Origin of the sequence: Shewanella waksmanii ATCC BAA-643 (genome assembly GCF_000518805.1) — a bacterium.
In the GTDB taxonomy this organism is placed as follows: Bacteria; Pseudomonadota; Gammaproteobacteria; order Enterobacterales; family Shewanellaceae; genus Shewanella; species Shewanella waksmanii.
Genome location: NZ_JAEH01000013.1, coordinates 31,169 through 52,529, shown reverse-complemented (window position 1 = coordinate 52,529; position 21,361 = coordinate 31,169). Strand labels below are relative to the sequence as shown.

12 protein-coding genes are annotated in these 21,361 nt (G+C 45.5%); 7 read left to right on the top strand and 5 right to left on the bottom strand.

Annotated features, from left to right (window positions below; genetic code table 11):
* The first annotated feature begins 308 nt into the window (after positions 1 to 308).
* The 5 genes from L865_RS0108105 (at position 309) to L865_RS0108085 (ending at position 10,751) form a co-directional block, all read left to right on the top strand.
* A complete protein-coding gene (locus L865_RS0108105; protein ID WP_028772764.1) occupies positions 309 to 3,140 on the top strand; it encodes a hypothetical protein in 2,832 nt (943 codons plus the stop codon).
* 86 nt (positions 3,141 to 3,226) lie between these two features.
* Entirely contained in the window at positions 3,227 to 5,899 is a 2,673-nt protein-coding gene (locus L865_RS0108100) for a TonB-dependent receptor domain-containing protein (RefSeq protein WP_028772763.1), read from the top strand.
* 474 nt (positions 5,900 to 6,373) lie between these two features.
* Positions 6,374 to 8,692: a M4 family metallopeptidase gene (locus tag L865_RS0108095; RefSeq protein ID WP_028772762.1), complete on the top strand. Its 2,319-nt coding sequence runs from the start codon at positions 6,374 to 6,376 to the stop codon at positions 8,690 to 8,692.
* 165 nt (positions 8,693 to 8,857) lie between these two features.
* Entirely contained in the window at positions 8,858 to 9,712 is an 855-nt protein-coding gene (gene mepA, locus L865_RS0108090; protein ID WP_051484521.1) for a penicillin-insensitive murein endopeptidase, read from the top strand.
* A 124-nt stretch (positions 9,713 to 9,836) separates the two neighbouring features.
* The gene (locus tag L865_RS0108085) at positions 9,837 to 10,751 is read left to right on the top strand and encodes a pepsin/retropepsin-like aspartic protease family protein (RefSeq protein WP_028772760.1); all 915 of its coding nucleotides are present in this window, start codon (positions 9,837 to 9,839) and stop codon (positions 10,749 to 10,751) included.
* 98 nt (positions 10,752 to 10,849) lie between these two features.
* On the opposite strand, the gene L865_RS0108080 is transcribed toward L865_RS0108085, so the two are convergent.
* Genes L865_RS0108080 through L865_RS0108070 form a run of 3 tightly spaced genes read right to left on the bottom strand, consistent with a single transcriptional unit; the run spans position 10,850 to position 15,628 of the window.
* Positions 10,850 to 13,411 (bottom strand): family 20 glycosylhydrolase, encoded by a 2,562-nt coding sequence (locus L865_RS0108080; RefSeq protein WP_051484520.1) that lies wholly within the window; start codon positions 13,409 to 13,411, stop codon positions 10,850 to 10,852.
* Between the two features lie 39 nt (positions 13,412 to 13,450).
* Positions 13,451 to 14,329 carry an ROK family protein gene (locus L865_RS23420; protein ID WP_051484519.1) on the bottom strand — a complete coding sequence of 293 codons (879 nt, stop codon included), beginning with the start codon at positions 14,327 to 14,329 and terminating at the stop codon, positions 13,451 to 13,453.
* Positions 14,330 to 14,365: 36 nt separating this feature from the next.
* Positions 14,366 to 15,628 carry an MFS transporter gene (locus L865_RS0108070; RefSeq protein WP_028772758.1) on the bottom strand — a complete coding sequence of 421 codons (1,263 nt, stop codon included), beginning with the start codon at positions 15,626 to 15,628 and terminating at the stop codon, positions 14,366 to 14,368.
* 336 nt (positions 15,629 to 15,964) lie between these two features.
* Between L865_RS0108070 and L865_RS0108060 the strand changes: the two genes are divergently transcribed.
* Positions 15,965 to 16,189: a hypothetical protein gene (locus L865_RS0108060; protein ID WP_028772757.1), complete on the top strand. Its 225-nt coding sequence runs from the start codon at positions 15,965 to 15,967 to the stop codon at positions 16,187 to 16,189.
* A 90-nt stretch (positions 16,190 to 16,279) separates the two neighbouring features.
* Here the strand turns inward: L865_RS0108060 and L865_RS0108055 are convergent, their stop codons facing one another.
* Positions 16,280 to 17,554, bottom strand: a complete 1,275-nt coding sequence (locus L865_RS0108055) for a polysaccharide deacetylase family protein (RefSeq protein ID WP_028772756.1) — start codon at positions 17,552 to 17,554, stop codon at positions 16,280 to 16,282.
* 495 nt (positions 17,555 to 18,049) lie between these two features.
* On the opposite strand from L865_RS0108055, the gene L865_RS0108050 reads away from it, so the two are divergent.
* Positions 18,050 to 18,922, top strand: coding sequence for an AraC family transcriptional regulator (locus L865_RS0108050; RefSeq protein WP_028772755.1), 873 nt, complete (start codon positions 18,050 to 18,052; stop codon positions 18,920 to 18,922).
* A 30-nt stretch (positions 18,923 to 18,952) separates the two neighbouring features.
* Here L865_RS0108050 and L865_RS0108045 read toward each other — a convergent pair whose 3' ends face one another.
* Complete coding sequence (locus tag L865_RS0108045) at positions 18,953 to 21,223, bottom strand: aminotransferase class V-fold PLP-dependent enzyme (protein WP_028772754.1); 2,271 nt, start codon at positions 21,221 to 21,223, stop codon at positions 18,953 to 18,955.
* Positions 21,224 to 21,361 lie beyond the last annotated feature (138 nt).

Genomic DNA, 21,361 nt, shown 5'->3' with positions numbered 1-21,361 from the left:
CCGGCTTGAATTAGACCGTAAACCGGCATCACCAACTAGGACTATGAACGGCTAATAGTTGCCAAAATAAACTGTATATAATGAGTTGTTAGCTGATTTTTTTTTGCACGCCATGAAACTTTTGTTAATCAATTGCTGTTTTTTTTACTTGCCGATCACCTTGCAATCCCTTGCTCAATAAGGATTTATTATTTTTGACATGTTAATGAAATGTTTCTGACACCTTGGCGCAGTCTTTTTGTCATTTTTGATCGTTAGGTTTTGCTGCCTAATTACTCAATAGCTTTAATCCGTCCCCGGAGATGACAATGGACCTGAAAAATATTTTTAAACTTGGTGCGCTTTCTACAGCATTAGCCTTAGCGGGTTGTGGTGGTGATATTAATATCAATACTGGCAATGAAGAAACGCAGACGCCGACCACTCCAACCAACCCAACTACACCTACGGTAAGTGACCAAGAGGCCGCTTATAGTGGATTTGCTGAGCGTAACACCAGTTTATCTGTTGATGGTAAAGAAGTATGGACGTTGAAAGGTTCGTTACTGCCAACAACCGATGCTTCAACTATGGGTTCTGGCGACACCGGTGGACAAGATGCAGCCAAAATCGTTTTAGGCAACGATGTGGTTTGGGAGCTTTATGGTGCCGTTGTTGCTGGTGGCGACAAAGAAAACAGCGTTGAGCTTGAAGTTCGAGCTGGTACAAAAGTTATCGGCGGCAGCGATTCTTATTTGGTAGTGAGCCGTGATTCAAGCATTCACGCTGAAGGCTCGCAAACTCAACCGATTGTATTTACCTCAAAAGAGAGCGCGATTGGCCAAGCTGGTGAAGCGGGTCAATGGGGTGGCTTGGTCTTACTCGGTAATGCGCCAGTTAACACTTGCCCAGATTTGGATGCTTGTGATGCGGCCTTTGAGGTTGGTAGCCACAACTATGGTGGTAACAACGCTGAAGATAGCTCTGGCGTGCTGAAGTATGTTCGCGTTGAGTTTGGTGGTTTTAAAATTAACGATACCCAAGAAATGAATGGTATCTCATTTGGTGCGGTTGGCAGCGGGACTGTTGTAGACCACATCCAAGTGCATTTGAACAACGATGATGGCGTTGAGTTTTGGGGCGGTAACGTTTCCATTTCTAACGTTGTTCTCACCGAGAATTTTGATGATTCTCTCGATTGGACAAACGGCTGGCAAGGGACTGCCCAGCACGTTTACATCCGCCAAGCCGATAACGGTTCTAACCGTGGTATCGAAGCGGATAGCAACAGTGATGCTAACGCGACTCCACAGTCAATGCCGGTACTGGCTAACGTGACAATTGAAGTGGCTAACGGTGAAAATGCAGGTGGTGATGCTGCCGAAGGTATTTTGTTCCGTAAAGGCACTGGCGCACATGCCTATAACGTACTGGTTAAAGGTGGCGTTGATTCAGGTGAATGTTTAGAAATCAACGATGACAACACAGTCGTGAGTGCGCAAGATGCTAACTTGACCATGCAAAACAGCTTAATTGATTGTGTTGAGCCATTTAAAGATGCTAAGCCTGATGCTGAAGAAGGTCGCACATTAGCGTTAGATGTTGAAGCTTGGTTCTTAGAGCAAAATGGCAACTTAGCCGGTGCATCTGACCTTGACGGTTACATGCCAAATGCTTCTTCAGTCGCCCTGACTGGTGGTGCAAGCGATTTGAGCAATATGGATGACCGTTTAGTGGATGCCGAGTACATTGGCGCATTTGATGGCAGCAACGATTGGACTACCGGTTGGACAACCGCCATCCATGGCGATACGACTCCACCGGTAACAAGTTTGCCGACCCTGACCTCTTGCCCAGTAGGCACCGCTGCTGAAACCGTGGTAGCGGGTATCTACAAGAATGAAGACATTAACCTAGTATGTACCTTAGAAGGTAACGTCACTTCAAATATCACCCTGCTTGCCGGTGAAAACGTCATGTACAAAATTGATGGCGGAGCTGTCGTGGTTGGCGGTGACAACACGGATTCAGCAACACTTGGGATTCAGGCAGGTGCCTCGTTGTTTGCCACAGATAACAGCTACATTGCAGTGAGCCGCGGCTCAAAAATCATGGCACAGGGTAATGCACAACATCCTATTGTGATGACCTCTGAGCAAGATGTGATTATGGGGGCTGAAGGTCAACGTGGTCAGTGGGGCGGTCTAGTCCTGCTGGGTAATGGTCTGACAAACAAGTGTGAAGATGCCACCAGCTGTGATGTTGCTTTCGAAGTGGGTGATTTCCCATATGGTGGTAATGACAACACCGACAGCAGTGGTCAGCTAAGTTATGTCGTAGTTAAGTACGCTGGTTTCAAAGTTAACGATACTCAAGAAATGAACGGTATCTCGTTTGCAGCGGTAGGTAGCGGCACACAAGTTGACCATATCCAAGTTCACGCCAACGGCGATGACGGTGTTGAGTTCTGGGGTGGTGCGGTCAACCTTAAATATGTCTACCTGACTGAAAACTTCGATGACAGCCTAGATTGGACTAACGGTTGGCAAGGTAAGGCGCAGTTTGTCTACATCACTCACGAAGACGGTGCTGCTAACCGTGGTATTGAAGCGGACAGCCATAAAGGCAGCGGTGATACGCCAGTATCTAAACCGACGCTATCAAACGTGACTATTTTACCTGGTATGGATATCGAAAATGCCAGCGGTGACAAAGGCGAAGGTATTCTACTTCGCGTAGCAACAGCGGGTGAACTGCACAATGTGCTAGTACAAGGCCGTAAAGGTGCGACTGCTGAGACTGAAACAGGTGAGTGTTTAGAGCTTGATGGTACTTATGCTGACTTGGTTGATAACGTTAACAATGCCCAGCTGGTGATGACCCACTCAATCATCGATTGTAATGAGCCATTTAAGTATAGCTCTGACAATACTGAAACAGCAGATGCGGTAAACGTTGAAACTTGGTTCCTTGGTCAGACTGGTAACAGCACGAGTGCTGTGAGCTTAACTGATGGTATGCCAGCAGGCACCGATACTGTGTTGTTAGGTACGGGTACTGACATGAGCACGGCAGATAGCTTCTTTGAGTCAACTGATTACATTGGTGCATTCGATGGTCAGACTGACTGGCGTCAAGGTTGGGCTTACTACCCACAATAAGTGATAGCACGGGGGAGCCAGTGCTCCCCCCTTTATTGTTGCACTTATTGATTCTATTCCTTGAACTCCTACAGGATTGAAATTCTATGAAAACTCAGCCGCGTTTTACTGCAAGTAAGCTAAGTCTAGCTGTAGCATCGGCGATTTCAGCGGCCACGCTTTTTACAGCTTCGCCTGCTTTTGCACAAGATGAAAACAATGTTGACCCAGGTGAAGATTTCCCTATTGAGGTCATTGAAGTTACTGGCCGATTGCGTGCCCATGCTTCAGCCGCCATGGAAGAGCGTCGCGAACAAGTCGCGGTAGCCGATTTAATGGGCGCAGAACAGATTGCGAGAACGGGTGATAGCGACGCTGCCGCAGCACTGCGACGTGTAACCGGTTTAACCCTCAAAGATGGCAAATTTATTTATGTACGTGGATTGGGTGAGCGCTACTCGAGCACCTCACTCAACGGTGCTACCGTTCCGTCTCCGGATCCGACCCGTAATGTGGTGCCTTTGGATATGTTCCCAGCATCTATTATTGAGTCATTATCGGTGCAAAAAGGCAGTACAGCTGATATGCCTGCTGCTTTTGGTGGTGGTCATGTGGACATTCGTACCAAATCGATTCCAACGGATACCTTCTTTAAGGTGTCGGTAGGTGGCCGATACAATACCAACGACAGTCAAGATACCTACACCTACAATGGTGGCGGTGACGACTGGCAAGGTAAAGATGATGGCACCCGAGCAATGCCAGGGAGCATCACTCAAACAGTCAATCAATATGGCGGCATTAGCCCGATTGATATTGTAACTGGTTCAAATGGCCAGATTGATTTTGCTTCGGCGCAACAGATGAACCGTGATTTGGCCGGTGACATTTACCGTGATATGACGGTAAAAACCGAGTCAACCGATCCAGGGTTTCGCGGCAATATCGCCCTAGGTAGTAACTGGGACATCGGTGAAGATGCCATTTTTGGCGTGATGGCGGCTGCTTCATACAAAGAGCAAGCGGAAAACTACACTAAGTTAGATGTGGAACTTGACGGTGATGAGTCTCAAGCACAAGTAGAAAATGCCAAAGATGTGGTGGGCACCGATTCTATTGTGCAGTTATCTGGGATGCTGAACTTAGGTTTTGAATTTACCGAAGACCATAAGATTGAGACTTTCACTACCTACTTACGCGACACTTCTGATGATGTGTCGGTGGCGATTGAAGAGACCATTGACACCCTAGGTGAGCCTAACGCGTTGCAGGTTTACCAAGTTGATTACGAAGAACGTGAACTGTTAAGTAATCAGATCAAAGGGCATCATTTCTTTGAGATGTTATGGGACTTGCAAGTAGAGTGGATGTACTCTGATGCGAGCTCTGAGCGCTACGCGCCAAACGAGCTGTCTTACACGTACAATGTCTTGTTTGATGATGGCGGCAATCTCACTTCGCGTAACCTCAATACCCAAGATGCGCCTAAGTATGTCTATAGCAAGCTTGAAGATGATACGGTCAACTATAACTGGAGTGCGGCGCTGCCTATCGAGTTTGGTTATAACGTGGCGACCATTAAGGCGGGTTATGAGTATTTTGAACGCACGCGTGAGAGCTATGCCACTCGTTTAGGTTTCGATGTGGGCTTGAGCCCAACCGATCCCAATGGCGATATTCTATCAGGTGACTTTGACCAGATTTTCAGCGATGAAAATATTGCCAACGATACCTTAGATATTGAGCTCAAAGATGCTTCTACCGACACCGAAGATTATGTTGCCGCAGAGAAGAATGATGCCGCGTTTGTGAGTGTGGATATCGACTTTGATGATGTATGGCGACTTTATGCTGGCGTACGCTATGAAGACTTTAGACGAGTCACGTTACCCATAGATCCAGAAGGCGAAGTGTCCGATGAGGGCGGCCGTTACGACATGAGTGACTATGCCATTGCCGAAGATGGCTGGTTCCCATCGTTGTCAGTAACTTGGAAAGATACCGATACTACCCAATGGCGTTTAGGTCTAAGTAAAACCATTGTGCGTCCAGATTTACGTGAAGTCTCGCCAGTGCGTTTTCAAGACCCAGTCACAGGTTTCGATTTCTTTGGTAACCCAGAGCTGGAAAGTTCGGATATCTACAACTTTGATGTGCGTTGGGAGTGGTATGCCGAGTCGGGTACTAACCTTAGTGTTGGCGGTTTCTATAAAGACATTGCTGCACCGATTGAGCCGATTCAACGTATTTCAGAGGCGGGTCGTCAACTTAAGTTCTACAATGCCGATTCGGGTTATATTTATGGTATTGAAACTGAATTCCTTAAAGATCTGAGCTTCTTTGGTGATGATGGTAGTGTTTGGGAAAGCTTTTTCATTACCGGTAACTTAACCCTAAGTGACTCTGAAATTGATATTTCACCTAATGGTGAGATTGACCCCACCAATGAAACGCGTCGCATGACGGGCCATTCAGAATGGGTGACTAATTTGCAGCTTAGCTTTGATTCACCAGATGACTATCATAGTGCAACGCTAGTGTATAACGTGTTTGGTGAACGTATAGCCTATGGCGGTCGCGGCGGCCTTGATGATGTGTATGAAAAGCCGTTTCATAGTTTGGACTTTACCTATAGCTTTTTTCCCGCAGAGAGTTTTGCGATTAAGTTTAAAGCGAAAAATATCTTAGGTGAACAAACCGAGTATGAGCAGCAAGGCATCAAAGTATACGCCAAAGATCCTGGCACTGAGTACACGCTGCAGTTTAGCTACACCTATTAATGACGCTTAAGTTAGCACTGATAAAGCCCATATCAATTGATATGGGCTTTTTGTTGTAATAGCCGGTGTGACTTGGCCAATTTTTTAGCTATTGGTTAGCACTGTGAGTCATACTTTAGTTTTGCTCATCATCAAACAAGTCATGACGGTCAATAATGCAAACACCCATTACAGCTATGTTATAGCGGTGTTAAATATTGTCATTACCCAAAAGTTTATATTTCGCACTGTAAAACGCCCTTAAGTTAGTTCCTTCTTCTAATTGTTTGGTAATTCTTAGCTCTATAGCATGAGTGAATCTCTAACATTTACGTCAATGAGTGATGAGGATGTGAGTGGGGGACATCGATGGAATTTGTGTTCAACAGTCTGTTTTACGTTGTGTCTGTGGCATGGAAGTCATCTGAGAAAAGGACATAGTGCGGCAAAGCCGCTCTACACTCTCTTGATTATTCAAAATAATGGGTAAACAGCATGATGCTAAAAAACAAAACATCTTTGGTTTTTCTCGCGGTGACAGCGGCACTTAGCTCACAAGCTATGGCAGCTGACCGTACAGACGTATCGTCTTTGAGAAACCTCTCTGCAAGCAACAACATCAATAGCGTCGTTTCTCTTGAAGCGGGCAGCGATTTTAAAGTGGCAAAAGAAGTTAAGCTTAAGTCTGGTAGCAAACAGCGTTTACAACAGTATTTTCATGGTGTGCCAGTATACGGTCACAGCATTAGCGCTGCTAAGTCAGAAATGGGTTTTTACAGTGATTTAAAAGGTAAAGTACTTAACAACATTGGCAAGGGTGAAGCGTTTGTCCAAGCTAAATTGTCAGCCGAAGATGCCATGCGCGCATCGGTACGTGAGCAAAAAAACGTTGTTAGCAAAGCACGTCACAATGAAAAGGCCGAACTTTTCGTTTATCAAGACGATGCGGGTCAAGCACGTTTAGTTTATATCACCTCTTATGTTGAGTACGGTGATTCACCATCACGTCCATTTACGATTGTTGATGCACACAGTGGTGAAGTACTAAAACGTTGGGATGGTATCGCCCATGCTGAAATTGGTACAGGTCCAGGTGGTAACGAGAAAGTAGGTCAGTATGAATACGGTACTGATTTTGGCTTCTTAGACGTTGAGCAAAACGTCGATACTTGTACTATGAATTCGCCTAACGTGAAAACTGTTAACTTGAATCATGGTACTAGCGGTACAACAGCGTTTGAATACACATGCCCGCGTAACACAGTGAAAGAAATTAATGGTGCATATTCACCATTAAACGATGCGCACTACTTTGGTAATGTGGTTTATAACATGTATAGCGAGTGGTACAACACCGCGCCGCTGAGCTTCCAATTGACCATGCGTGTTCACTACGGCAACAACTATGAGAATGCGTTCTGGGATGGTGCGGCCATGACATTTGGTGATGGTCAAAACACTTTCCACCCGTTAGTAAGTCTTGATGTTTCTGCACATGAAGTTAGCCATGGTTTCACTGAGCAAAACTCTGGCCTTATCTATTCCAACATGTCAGGTGGTATGAACGAAGCGTTCTCGGATATGGCCGGTGAAGCTGCTGAGTTCTTCATGCACGGTGTGAATGACTGGCAAGTGGGTGCGGATATTTTTAAAGCGCCTGGTGCATTGCGCTACATGGATGATCCAACTTTAGATGGTGTATCTATTGGCCATGCAGATGACTACTATGATGGTCTAGATGTGCATTACAGCTCGGGTGTATTCAATAAAGCCTTCTATTTACTGGCTACCACAGCGGGCTGGGATACGCGTAAAGCCTTTGACGTAATGGTACTTGCTAACCAACTTTATTGGACAGCTAACAGTGAGTTTTGGGATGGTGCTTGTGGTGTGACTACAGCAGCAAGTGATTTAGGTTACACGGTCACAGATGTTGAAGCCGCATTCTTAGCCGTAGGTGTTGAGGCTTGTGTTGAGCCTGAGCCAGAGCCACTACCGGAGCCAACGGTTCTTGAAAATGGCGTAGGCGTAATGTCATCGGGTGGCACAGGTCAAAAATCTTATTACACGCTTGAGGTTCCTGCTGGCGCAACGGATCTTAGTTTTGTTATGACAGGCGGTAGCGGTGACGCTGACATGTACGTACGTTTTGGTGAAGCACCGACTACAGGTGATTACGATTGCCGTCCATTTGCTGCGGGTAACGAAGAAACCTGTGATATCGACCCTGCTCAAGCCGGTACTTACTGGGTAATGCTAAACGGTTGGTCAGCGTATGCTGATACCACTCTAACTGGTAGCTTTGTTGGTGATGTAGTACCTAATGTGGGCCCTGAGGCGTCATTTGATGCCGTGTTCGCGCTAGGTGTTGGTACATTTACTAGCACAAGTACTGACAGTGACGGTACGATTGTTGATTATAGCTGGGACTTTGGTGACGGTAGCATGGGCAGCGGCGCAATGGCATCGCACCAGTACACCATGTCTGGTAACTACAGCGTGACGCTAACCGTGACCGATGATGATGGTGCAACTGATTCAGTGACTACGGCATATGATGTCGAAGTACCTGCAATGACCGTTGATCTTGAAGTGACGCGTGCGAACAAGTCTCGTCGCGGTTCAGTCCGTGTGAGCCTAGAGTGGAGCGGCGCTGCAGGTGATGTCGTTGTGCTACGCGATGGCGTACAAGTGGGTACTACGGGTTCATCTCGTTATACCGACCGCTTCAGAGACGCGAGCGTGACCAGCGTAACTTATCAAGTTTGCGAGCTTGAAGGTGCATGTTCTAACGAGCAAGTGGTTAACTTCTAAAAAGCAGTTAACGACTCACCAGAGATAATCTGGTATTGAACTCAAGTCTATTTTGAGTTTATGACAGAAAAAGGCCATCATTGAGATGGCCTTTTTTTTGCTCATCATCCGTACTGAGATAAGTTGCATTTTGAAGAGTCTCTGCCTGAACAACAGGAGCCCTGTATGTTTGATATCAGCTCATATCGAGCGCTTGTTTGCACAATGCTATTGATGCTACCGACAGGTTTATTGCCCTCACACGTCACGGCGAGAACATGGGATACCTTTGACACGCCTGTAAGCGGCGAGGCAGCGAGTATCGGCAGCTATGCGAACGGCTGCATTACAGGTGCTAAGGCGTTGCCATTGGTGGGGGAGGGTTATCAAGTAATTCGCACACAGCGAGGCCGTTACTATGGTCACCCAGACTTGGTAAATTTTATTGAGCAATTAAGTAAAACCCTACATCAAAGCAATGACGGATATTTATTGATAGGTGATATGTCGATGCCTCGAGGTGGGCGCTTTCAGTCAGGGCACCGCAGTCATCAAAGTGGTTTAGATGTTGATATATGGTTTCGTCAGGCCGGTGGATTATTGTCCGATGATGAGCGAGAGCAGCCCAGCAAGTTAGATGTAGTGCAAGCCGGTACTTTTAATGTGAATCAATACTGGCATCAGTCGCATGCGGATATGATTCGCCAAGCGGCGCTCAATCCAAAAGTTGCCAGAATATTTGTTAATCCCGCGATAAAACATCAGTTATGTTCTATGCAGTGGCAAGATGACAGTTGGTTGCAAAGAGTACGGCCATGGTGGGGACATTCACTACATATGCACGTGAGGCTGCGGTGTCCTGCTGGTGATGCGTTATGTCAAAATCAAGCTGAGATATCGGCGGGTAACGGTTGTGACGATTTAGCTTGGTGGCAGCAACAAATCACTGCCCCAAAGCCGGTCGAAAATTCACCTAAGAAAATAGTTAAGCCTGTGGTAAAAGTGCTGCATCCGCAGTGCAAAAAGATATTAACTCATTAATTGATATATATATTATGTCTGTGAAGGGGCAACTTTTAAACTAATTGAATTGTAGTTGAATTTGCACATGACCTGCATGCTTGTTTAAGCTGTAGGCTGGATTTTGTTTGATTAGGGATGATCAATGTTATTTCGTTATGCTTACCGCCTTTTATTTGTTGTTTCTGTTAGTTTTCCTTGCGCTACGTACGCCGTGACCAATTGGGTTGATTTTGAACTTATTAATGGTCATATCAATCTACCCGTCTCAATAGCTGGTATTGAAGGAAAAGCCATCTTAGATAGTGGTGCACAAATCAATGCGATTAATACCAGCTTTATCAATCGACATAACTTAAGCTTTAAAAAGTCAGGTAAAGTCAATGTTCAAGGGGTATATGGTACCCAGCGGCATCAAATGTACAGTGATGTTATGGCGACCTTATTTGGTGCAGAAATAGAACTTGATAAACTCGCATCTATGCGGATTGGCCATCATGAGACGCAGCTTATTTTAGGTGCAAGTTTAATGCAGCGATTTATTTTTCAAATTGATTACCCTAATAGTCGATTGCGTCTATTTGAGCGCGATAACCTTGATATGACCCAGTTTGAAAATATTGATATGCAAATTAACCGCAGTGACGGTCAACCTATTGTTAAAGTGGAGTTGAATGGTCAGAAATCGGTGTGGTTAGTGATGGATACAGGCAATAATGGTGGCCTGTTTTTAAAGCGAAGTATGGCTGATGATTTAGGTTGGTTAGAGGAGTATGCCACCATATCTGGTGAGTCTCGTGGCGCAAATAAGTTGGGGTTAGTTGAGCATTTTCAATTACCGGGAGTCAAATTTGGCCCCTATATTGTTGAAAACGTAATGTCCACAGTTCCGGCAAAAGGGCAAAGAGAGTCTGTTAGTGGCCAACAGCGAGGTTCTATGGTACGACTGAAAGGCAAGAATATCAAAGGGTTGATTGGCTATGATGTGTTAAAGCACTTTGTTTTAACCATTGACTACAAGTCCGGCCATATGCATGTTGGCCTGCCAGAAGAAAGTTAGCCTACGCTGTATTTGATAATTACTCTAATGAAGAACTATGTAGCATGATTAACCTCTACAACTACCCTGCGAACTGGTTGTTGTAGAGGGGAGCGATTTTATAAAGCGAGTGAACGTCCTTTTCGAGAACCATCATGGCTGGTGGCACGCACAGCTTGAATAGTTTCTAGTGGCGGTGGGCTCTGATGCCACTTGCCTTGTTTATCCTGATATTCAATAGGTAGCTGCGGTAAGCTGGTGCTGGTGGCGAGCGTGTTACCCTCACGCTGCGATCCCACGGTTGGAATACGATATAGCACCCCAGCTTGCTCTAATTTAGGCAATGCCTTTAGGCTCAACGTGGTAGCAAATGCCAGCCATTGTTGATCACGTCGCTTTTGTGAATCTTGGCTAAAATAGTTAGACTTTTCATGGTAGTGCTTGCCTTGGTAATCGTAGGCTAATGCCCACTCGGGTAGATGCCAAGCCCGCTCTGCAAGCGCTAATAAACGTGGGTAGAGCATGTATTGCGCCCGCTCGTCGGTGCGGATCATTTCACTCCATAAATGCCCTTGAATGCCTTTAAATTCGTTGCCTTGTTTTAGCTGTGTCTTACTATCGTCACTTTGGTAAGCATGTTCTTTAGTATCTCGCCAAATCTCCGCATGGGCTGGTAAGTTGTCCGGCATAAATTCAAAAATTTTCTGGGTGCTGATATGACGAGCCGCCCAATGGTTACCCGGCTCTTCGGGGTGTGCCTGGTAAGGGAAATCGAAGTAGGTCACTTCAGGGGTTGATACCACAGTTTGCCAACCTCTGCTGGCTTGCTCATGGGTTGGGATATGTCCTTCACTGTATAGTAGTGACCAAGAATTGGTTTGCACTTTAGCAGGCATGTTATCAGGGCGAGTTTCACCCATACCGTCGTTCCAACCAGCAACTTGAATGCCTTTTTGCTGCAACATGGTGGCGACTCGTTCAATAAAATAACCGTTCAAGGTGTTTAGGCCTGCGAGCTGGTCCCCTAGGCGCTTTTTTAGCTGGTTACATGCCGGTGATTCAAGCCATGCTCCGGCGGTTTCATCGGCGCCAATATGATAAATATCCAGTGGCATACCGGCTTGTTGATGCATAGCTTGAACATCAGTTATCACGGTATCGATAAACTTATAAGTGTTATCTATACATACGTTTAAAGTATTGTCGGTGTAATGCTGAATAGAGTAGTAATGGGTGGTGTCTTGCGGCTCGACCAGACGGTACTCATTGGCTTTATGGCTATCGCCTTGTTGCAAATAATGTTGATACCTAGCTTCCATTGCATGGATAGCGGCACGGCTGTGACCAGGCATATCTAAAGATGGGATTACTTGGATATGCCTAGCCTTAGCATATGCGAGGATTTCTAGGTAGTCTTGCTGGCTGAAATATTGCTTATCACTGGTTTCAATGTCACTGCCTAATTGGGGCAGTAAGCAGTTTTTGGGGGTGGTTTCAAAGCAGCGGCGGCTTCCTACTTCAGTCAGTTCCGGTAATGAATCAATCGCGAGGCGCCAACCTTCATCGTCAGCGAGATGTAAGTGTAGTTTGTTGAGCTTATAAGCAGCCATCTGCTCTAAAGTTTGCAAGATGAACGCTTTACTTAAAAAGTTCCGTGCCACATCGACATGTAGGCCACGAAACGGATAATGTGGCGCATCTTCAATACTCATTGCTGGCAGACTTAAGTCGCCTTTAGTTAGTAGGGCTGATATCGATTGCAGCGCATAGAAAACACCAGTTTTGTCATTACTGCGAATGTTGATTTCATCTGCAGATATATCCAGTTGGTAGCCTTCAGCTTCAATGTTGGCTTTGCTATCAACGATGACATTGAGCGCTAGCCCTTGTGGATGTTGCACCACCCCAAGGCTCGCCAAGCGATCTAAAGCGACTTGTAGCTCTGCTTGGTCAATACCCGTTACGTGCACGGCAACGCCGTTGCTCAAGTCGCCGGCTTTAACATCGCTGAGTAAAGCTTGCTTCTTGGGGGTAGGAATGAGTCGATGACGAACATCGATTGGCTGTTTGAACTGAGGCTGAGTTTGATAGATTGTTTGAGTATCGGCCCAAGTGGTCCTGTCATCGCTACTGAGCCTAAATTGGTGTTCTCTGTCGGTAAAAGGCAGCAAATAGGGTTGCAGTTCGAGTCCCGTTTCAGGGTCGATGCTGATTCTGGTGCTATCGATAATTTGCGCTGGCTGACCTGAGCTATGCACAAAGAAGTTAGGCATAAACTCACTGCGGGTAATTTGGCTGCCACCACTGACAAAGTCGATGGTGTAAGTTTGCTTCGCATTAAAACCGCTGAATGTCGCTTTAGGGCTGATTTTGTGTAAATCGCCGTTGATGTGCTCAATGGTAAACTCTGTAGAGTGCACTTCAACAACTGGCATGAGGTGGCTGAAGTAAATGTCCCAATTGGTTGCTGTAAGTGTGTTAGGCAAAGTGAGGTGCAACTTTGATTGGTAGCAACTGCTGATCCCATGGTATTGAGAAATTGCATCGGGGCATTGCTGCGGCTGACTATCAACCAGCTGATAGTCGATGTCCAGTTGTTCACTGAGTAGCGTGACGCTGGTTTGTGCACTGGCGGGCAAACAGAGCAAGCTGGCGATAAGTGTGAGTGTTTTTTTTATCATCTTAATCTCTTTATTGTTATTTTTAACGATAAGTTATTGTTAGCTCGCCATCGATACTGGCGCTGAGTTTGACTGACTATCTAAATACAGTTGTGCCGCCCCAAGTAGCGCGCTATTGGGTTCGCTGGCGGTGACGATTTGCAGGTTATCAATCACCTTTTGATAGGGGAACTGGGTGAGCGACTGCCATACACTGTGGCTGAACAGATCAAAAGATTTGGCCACAGATCCGCCAAGCACTATCACTTGTGGGTCGAGTATGAGTAATAACTGCGATATAGCGTAAGCGACGTGCTCACCAAATTGTTCGAAGGCTGCCTGAGCGTCAGCATCTCCTTGGCGTGCTTTATCCGCTAACACTGCGCCTTTATCACCGATATAACGATCAAAAAAACGCCCTGACGCATAATCATCGATGGTGGCATCTTTATAGCTCACCTCACCCACTTCGCCGGCACTGCAATTATGGCCTTCATGGAGTCGATTATTGATGATAAAGCCCGATCCGACACCGGTTCCTAAGCAGAGTCCGATAATGTCGTGGTAACTTTTTCCTGCGCCAAAGCGGTGCTCACCAGCAGTAAAGCAATTGACATCATTGTTGATATAAACCGGGCAGTGATAGTGACCTTCTAAGACCTGCTTGAGCGCAAATTCTTGCCATGCAGGAATATTCACTGCATCGTAAATGATGCCCTTTTGGGTATTAACGATGCAGGGCACCCCAATCGTGATGGCTTGGGTATCGGTCTCAAAATACTTGTCGATACAGTGGATAATGAACTCGGTAATGGTGTCGAGTTCAGCCGTTGCCGGAAAAGCCAACGTTTCGCTAGCGGTAATTTGCTGTTGGTCGTAGCGACCAACAGTGATCGTTGTGCCACCGATATCTAAAGTGACAATAGGGGATGATCGCATAGGGAACCTATAGAGTTAGCGCTATATAACAGGTAGCTAGCTGACCGGTGTGGCGCGTTTGTTGAACAGTTTAATGGTTTTGTTGGCGACTAATGGTTTAGCCCAAAAGCCAATGCTACAGATGTAGGCGAGTAGCACAAATACCACGACCATCCCCGATTTTAAGTTTCCGGTGAGGTCAATAATCAGGCCCACTAGCGGTGACGCAAGGCCACCACCAATAATGCCTGTGCATAAAATGCCCGCAACGGATCCGTGGTGCGCTTTTACTGAATTAAGTGCCAGTGAAAAGATGATTGACCACATAACGGAGAGGAAAAAGCCTGTCAAAGGGAAAGCGATCAAGGCTACTTCTACCGAACCGAAGAGGGCGAAACAGAGTGCAGCAATTGCTGCAGTTGAAAATAGAATAAGTACGATGCGACTATCGAGAATTTTAACTAAGCCTAAACCTAACACGCAGCCGATTGTGAGCATCAACCAAAATTGACTGACAACACCGGCACCTTGGGTGAGAGGGTCAATACCATGGGCTTGTTGTAAATACAGTGACATAAAGTTAGCAATGCCTTGCTCTGATCCCACATAGGCGGCAATGGCGATAAAAAATAGCATGACTTGTTTGTTGCTCAGCAACTGTTTGTAGACAGCAAAGGTACCGGTCGCTTCTTCATCATTACGGCTGACTTTAGGCAGACGTACCTTACTGACTAACACCACCATAAAAATGGACATTGCTGCAAACAACCAATACATCGACAACCAAGGCATATTGCTAGGAATAACGGATTGGGCAACTGAGGTAAAACCGTTTGCTGCGGGGGCATTGAGTTCTGTGACAAAGTAACTAAAAACAATGGGACTTAAGGTGCCTGCTATACCAAAAAGCAGTTGGCCGGATACTGAATAGAATGCAAAATTCTCTTCTCCACCCACTACCCGCAATAGCGGGTTAATCGCCACTTGAAGCATGGCCATGCCCATGCCGATGCAAAAGAGCGACAACATCGCCATAGTGAAAGTCGGTAGCAGTGCAAACAGTAAGGAACCGCTGAAAGCCAGCAAAAATGCGCCAATAATGACAGGTTTTTCGCCGTGTTTATCAACTAAAATACCCGCCGGAATCGACATGACGCCATAGGCGGCAAAGAAGGAAAACGGTAAAAAGCCAGCGAGGGCGAGACTGATGTCGAAATCGGCAACCAGTGACGGGAAGATTGGGCCGAGAATATTGGTGATAAAAGACACTACAAAAAAAGTGACTAGCACTAACGCTACGATAAATTTGTTTGTCTTCATGACCCGTAATTCCTTGGTTGAGCAAGCTAAGTTAGCAAAACACTTGCCTACCTAGTGACAGTTCCTAGTGATAGTTATTAACGCTAATTGACTAGCAAACTTAGTGTGCACAGGATTCTTGAGTCTGTGATATACACAACTATCAAATACTAATACTTTTCTATTGCAGCCATCTTGCTGCAAAAAATGACACCAACATTAATATCGGCGAGTTGTATTATTCTATTGATTGCTGATGGGTAAATATCAACTTTAATATTAGTGGTTGATGTTTGTAAAATATTGAATGTAAGTTTTTTATGCTTCATGAAGAAGCTAAATTAATAAGGAAATAAAATGAAGAATATAAATAGACTAAAACTTACGCTGGTTTCTTTTGGGTTGTTTTTAGGCGCACAGGCAAGTATCGCGTTTGCAGCATCATGTGCTGACTCTTGTGTTATAACCGCTCAGCAACAGCAAATTGCCATGTGTTCAGGTCAACAATCAGCCTGTGCTGCTAGTGAGCCACTGTTCAATCATTTATATCAACAGTGTCTACAAACTTATTGCAGCAACTAGCAAGACAAATAGACAAATAGACAAATAGACAAAGGCCAACAGCGAAAACTGTTGGCCTTTTTTACTTTAAGTACGCTAAAACGCTGGGACTTAGTTAACTGCGAACAGTGTATCGCTCGCAGCCGGTGTCCAAAGCGCTTGAGATACATGATCTGCAATAACCGTGTATTCAGTTCCCATGTAAGTCACTAAATCACCTGCTTGATAACTGACATTAGCCGACCAAACCGCGCTAGGTGTGCTCTTCACCCAAAGGTTAGAGTTAGCTGTGGGTGCCCAGTTATCTTGTGCGGTATGGGCAATCACTGTTTTAAAGACCACATCTTGGTATGTGACATAATCACCCACTTGGTAGTCAACGTTGTTTTGCCATTTAGGAGCATAGTTATCCATGGTATCAAAGGCGTAACCAGCAGCCTTAGCCAGTTCAATAAACTCTGCTAATTTAGGTAAGTTAAGCGTTGCGCCTTGGCCACGTTTGCCATCTTCAAATAAGAAGTCATGGGTAAGAATGATCACTTTATCTGCATGCAACGCGTCGCCACATGGGAAGTTGTGAGTTTTAGAGTTAATCGGGTTAATCGTGACCGGTGCACAAGCATTCAAGGCGGCATCGACATAGGCTAACATATCCGATGCTTCCGTTAAGCTGTTAGCGGGGAAAGCAATCCCCCAGTTTTCGGGCGCCCAATCAAGATCCCAACCATGGATGAGATAATCTTTATTGGCCAGAATATTAGACACTTCAATGGCTGCTGCCGAGCTGTTTGATGGGTTGTCAGGATCGCACACATAACCTGGCTCCCATGGTTTAAAGTCATCAGAGGTGGCACATAAGCCATCACCTTTTAGCTCGCCGCTAGAACGCCAGCCATTGGTATACGGTAAGCGTGCTAACGTATCACCTTTATAGTTAGGGTAGCTCTGAATGTTAGGAATGTATGACTCAAGCACCGTTAGGTTTTTGTCGAACATTGATGCGTCGTACACAGGATCTTGATAGGAGTTGATTTGATGATTCCCGGTCGCATTACAGTCTGCACCACTGGTGGGGCCGAACTCTTCCACACAGTTGTGGATCATATGATCGTAGCTGTGGTTACCAACCACGTGACCACCTTTTAAGGTATTGATAAGAGAGACTAAAGCCAAATCTTCGTTTTCATCACCAATCCCGTCTAAGTGCCAAGCATTGACATAAAATGTAGCTTTGATGCCACCGGCATTGAGGGTATCAAGCAGTGCTGGCGTAGCATTCATTGGGCCATCGTCAAAAGTGAGGTAGATAGTTTTATCGGCGGCGTTTGCTTGGCCCATTGTTGCTAAGCCAAGGGTGAGTGCGGTCACTAGGGGTTTTATATTCACAGTAAATCGTCCTTATTTTTTTCAGGGTAATTATTCATTGCCATATGTTTTTATATGTTTGGCCATAAATAACCTATCGACTTATGTGAGGGTCAGTTATACGAATCAAGGTTGTTGGTATATTATTCTATCAAGTTGTTCTTATATTAAATATTGTCATTCAGTGTTTTTAAATATCGGATAATAAACTTGTTACTTTGACGGGATTTTATTAATTTTATCGCTGAATGGCTTGTCTGCTCTAGGTTTATTGATGTTACTTTTTACTGGTGGTTTTTTGTATATTTTAAATAACAGTTAAATATGTCAAATTATCTATAAAGTGGTTCTGGTACGATGAGTTGCAGGCTGGCGAACAGCGTAGAATAATATAATATTAAGGTCTAATATCATTGCTTTGGTATTTAGATAAACTGGCTAAGCTTTCTGGAGAGAGCGCTTCACTTTTTATTGAATTAGCACCAAGGTCGGCTTACAAATAAACGGATTTTTACGATGAAACCCATGTGCGAGAAGGTGATACCGTCCACCAATAGCTCTTGGCGGTACGCTAAGTATGATATCCCTCAAATTGACTTTAATTGGCATTACCATCCTGAGTACGAGGTTTGTTTGACGCTTAACAGTCAAGGCTTACGCTATGTTGGTGATAATATTGCTGATTACGCTGATGCCGACTTAGTGCTAGTGGGGCCTAATATGCCCCATACTTGGCATAGTAGCCCTAATGAAGATGGCTCTATGCAAGTTGTCCATGTGGCGCAAATTCCCAAAGTTTGGATTGAAAATTTAAGTGCAGATCATCCAGAAATGACCGCACTAGAAACCATGCTGAAGCGCTCTGGACGCGGTCTTTTATTCTCTAGTCATAGCGGTGAGCGTGCTAAGGTTTTGTTTGAGCGCATGACCCAAGAAGATACATTCCAGCGTTATATTCTACTCTTGGAACTGTTTAATATCATGCTGCAAGATAAAGAGCCTCAGCCGTTATCGAGTAGCTTTTTTAGCTATGGGGATAAAACCGATGCCGGCATTGATAAGCTAGATAGGGTGATTGAATACATCTACAAGAACTTCGATTCAGCGCTTTATGCTGATGATATGGCCAAGCTTGCTCATATGAGCACCAATCATTTTCATCGCTTTTTTAAACGCCGCACCGAACGCACATTGACCGAATTTATCAATCAACTGCGTATCGGCAAAGCCTGTAAATTACTGATCACCTCTAATCACCCCATTGCTGTTATCAGTGACAAATGTGGCTTTAACAACATCTCCAATTTTAACCGACAGTTTTTATCGATAAAGAGCTGTACGCCTAGCCAGTTTAGAAAGCAAATTAGGGCGAAGCACCTATTGTCCTGAATGCTTCTAGCCCTTTTTAGCTGTATAGGGTTAAGCGCTTAGGGCATAGCCACCTTTCAAATGGGCCACTTGACTGAAGCCAAGGCGATGCATGGCCTGTGCCGCTACCATTGATCGGCTGCCACTACGGCACACTAATACCCACTGCTGCTGTTTAGCGTTGCTATTTTCTTCAATGAATTGCACTAGGCGTGTTAGCGGGATGTTGAGATCGCAGTTATCTAAGTCGGCCAGATCATGTTGCAACGCGTATTCATGGGGCTCACGTATATCAACAATTTTCAGATCGTTAGGTTGCGATAACACCTGTCTTAGCGTCTGGCTGGTATATTCAATGATGTGTTGTTGCTGGCAATCTTGTGTGTATGCGCCACACATAATGGTTTGGCCAACTTCATCGCATAGGTGGGCATCAAGTTGCTGCTTACGACTGACAAACTCATTGCGGTCAATGGATTCGGTTAACACCGCTTTTAAAAGCGCATTTCGGGGCATTTCCGCCGCGAAACTGGTGGTGAACTCGTTGTGATAATCATGGCTGGCGCACAGCAAAGTATCTTGGCCTATCAATGCATACAAAGATTTGAGACTGTCGAACATCTGCTCGGCGCTACTGCTATCAAAGTTAGTGCGCCCAAGGCTGCCCATCAATACCGTATCACCACAAAAGGCAAAGTGAATCCGTTCATCATTGGCTAGAAGGAATGTCACGCTATCATCGGTATGGCCGGGAGTGGGCACCTTAATTAGATTTAAGGTGCCGACTTTCATCATGTCAAAACGATTGTTTTGTAAATCCAGTTTATCGCTGTCTGCTGGCCAACCTAAGTGATCACAATCTTGCTTGGCTAAGTGTAACTTTGCCAGCGCAACGCGGCCAGATTCGTGGTCGGCATGGCCGTGGGTATCGAGTATGGCAACAGCTTGTAGCTGCTGGCATTGCAATAACGTGTCAATTCGCTCAACCAGCTCCGGCACGGCATCAATAACCACGGCTTGTTGACTGGCTTGGTCTGCATATACCCAGCAACAATTCGCCCCTGCACGCAGTTCTACTAGGCCGTTGAGTGGTGATTTATCATCGATTTGCTCAGGGTTAATCCGCAGGCAGCTTTGGCCTAACGCATTTGCCGCCGTTTGAATGCGAGCACATGCAGCGTCTATCTCTTGTTGGTTAATGGCGGGTCCAAAAGACATTCTTATCGCGCTTTCGCTCTGCCAGGTCGGCAGTCCCATGGCATCAAGTACGAAACTGCGGGTGACTTTTGAGCTACACGCTGATCCAGAACTGACGCGGATATGGGCCGCATCAAAAAGATCCATGATCTCTTTACTACTGAATCCAGGAATCGCGAAATTCAATGTGGTTGCCACGCTGTTGCTAAAGTCGTGATTAAAAACAATGCTAGGGAAAGCCTGAGTGAGGCTATCAGCTAACTGCTGACGAAAACCATCAAGAGTTTGCAAATCGGCAAAAGGGCTATTTGTTGGCTGAAGTAGCATATCAAAGATCACCGATAATGCTGCTAGACCTGGCAGATTTTCAGTTCCGGAGCGTAACCCTCCTTCTTGACCGCCTCCGGCAATAAAAGGCGTAAACGGGGCGTTGTCTCTGATGTATACAAAACCAATGCCTTTAGGCGCGTAGAGCTTATGACCGCTAAATGGGGCATAGTCGATACTGGTGTTAGCGAGTGTTAGTGATCTTTTTCCTAATGCCTGTACACAATCGACCATCCAAAATACGCCAGGGTTATGCTGACGAATACAGCGATCGAGTTTGGGGAGATCTTGGAACACGCCAGTTTCATTGTTGACCGCCATGGTGCAAATCATCAATGCCGAAGGCACATGCTCGGCAATAAAGTCATTGTCCAAATTACCCATTTTATCTACCGGGATGGCTTTTATTTCAGCGTTGATGCCAAGGATCTCATTCCAATGTGCCAGTGAGTTGGGCACCGCCTTATGTTCTGTCGCGCCGTAAAGTAGGCAATAGCTTTTGTCGGCTTGCATCTGCTGTTTGGCGGCTATCAGTGCCGACAGGATTGCGGTTTGAATACCTTCTGTCGCCCCACTGGTAAAGATCAATTTGCCATTGCCACTGCCGAGTAATTGCTGCCCCTTTTGGCGAGTTTGCTCCATCAAGTGTTTGGCTTTCAGGCCCGTAATGTGGCTACTGCTTGGGTTACCAAATAACTCCTGCATTGCTGCTACTGCGGCGTTTGCTGCCTGGGGGAGCACCGGGGTGGTAGCGTTAGCATCAAGGTAAATTTGGCTCAGTGATTGGCTTTGGCTCATGGGTAACTCTTATTCTTATGGTTATGTGGGTTCAATTCATCACCTATTTTTTTTATTTCTTTTGGTGATAACTAATTCGATTTGGTTATATTGGCAGTTTGGTGATATTGATCAAGATCACATTTACTGTGTATGGCA

What these genes read in the sequence shown, in the direction of transcription:
- L865_RS0108105 (WP_028772764.1), top strand. Translation starts at nt 309, where the DNA reads ATGGACCTGAAAAATATTTTTAAACTTGGTGCGCTTTCTACAGCATTA.
- L865_RS0108100 (WP_028772763.1), top strand. Translation starts at nt 3,227, where the DNA reads ATGAAAACTCAGCCGCGTTTTACTGCAAGTAAGCTAAGTCTAGCTGTA.
- L865_RS0108095 (WP_028772762.1), top strand. Translation starts at nt 6,374, where the DNA reads ATGATGCTAAAAAACAAAACATCTTTGGTTTTTCTCGCGGTGACAGCG.
- mepA (WP_051484521.1), top strand. Translation starts at nt 8,858, where the DNA reads ATGTTTGATATCAGCTCATATCGAGCGCTTGTTTGCACAATGCTATTG.
- L865_RS0108085 (WP_028772760.1), top strand. Translation starts at nt 9,837, where the DNA reads ATGTTATTTCGTTATGCTTACCGCCTTTTATTTGTTGTTTCTGTTAGT.
- L865_RS0108080 (WP_051484520.1), bottom strand. Translation starts at nt 13,411, where the DNA reads ATGATAAAAAAAACACTCACACTTATCGCCAGCTTGCTCTGTTTGCCC.
- L865_RS23420 (WP_051484519.1), bottom strand. Translation starts at nt 14,329, where the DNA reads ATGCGATCATCCCCTATTGTCACTTTAGATATCGGTGGCACAACGATC.
- L865_RS0108070 (WP_028772758.1), bottom strand. Translation starts at nt 15,628, where the DNA reads ATGAAGACAAACAAATTTATCGTAGCGTTAGTGCTAGTCACTTTTTTT.
- L865_RS0108060 (WP_028772757.1), top strand. Translation starts at nt 15,965, where the DNA reads ATGAAGAATATAAATAGACTAAAACTTACGCTGGTTTCTTTTGGGTTG.
- L865_RS0108050 (WP_028772755.1), top strand. Translation starts at nt 18,050, where the DNA reads ATGAAACCCATGTGCGAGAAGGTGATACCGTCCACCAATAGCTCTTGG.
- L865_RS0108045 (WP_028772754.1), bottom strand. Translation starts at nt 21,223, where the DNA reads ATGAGCCAAAGCCAATCACTGAGCCAAATTTACCTTGATGCTAACGCT.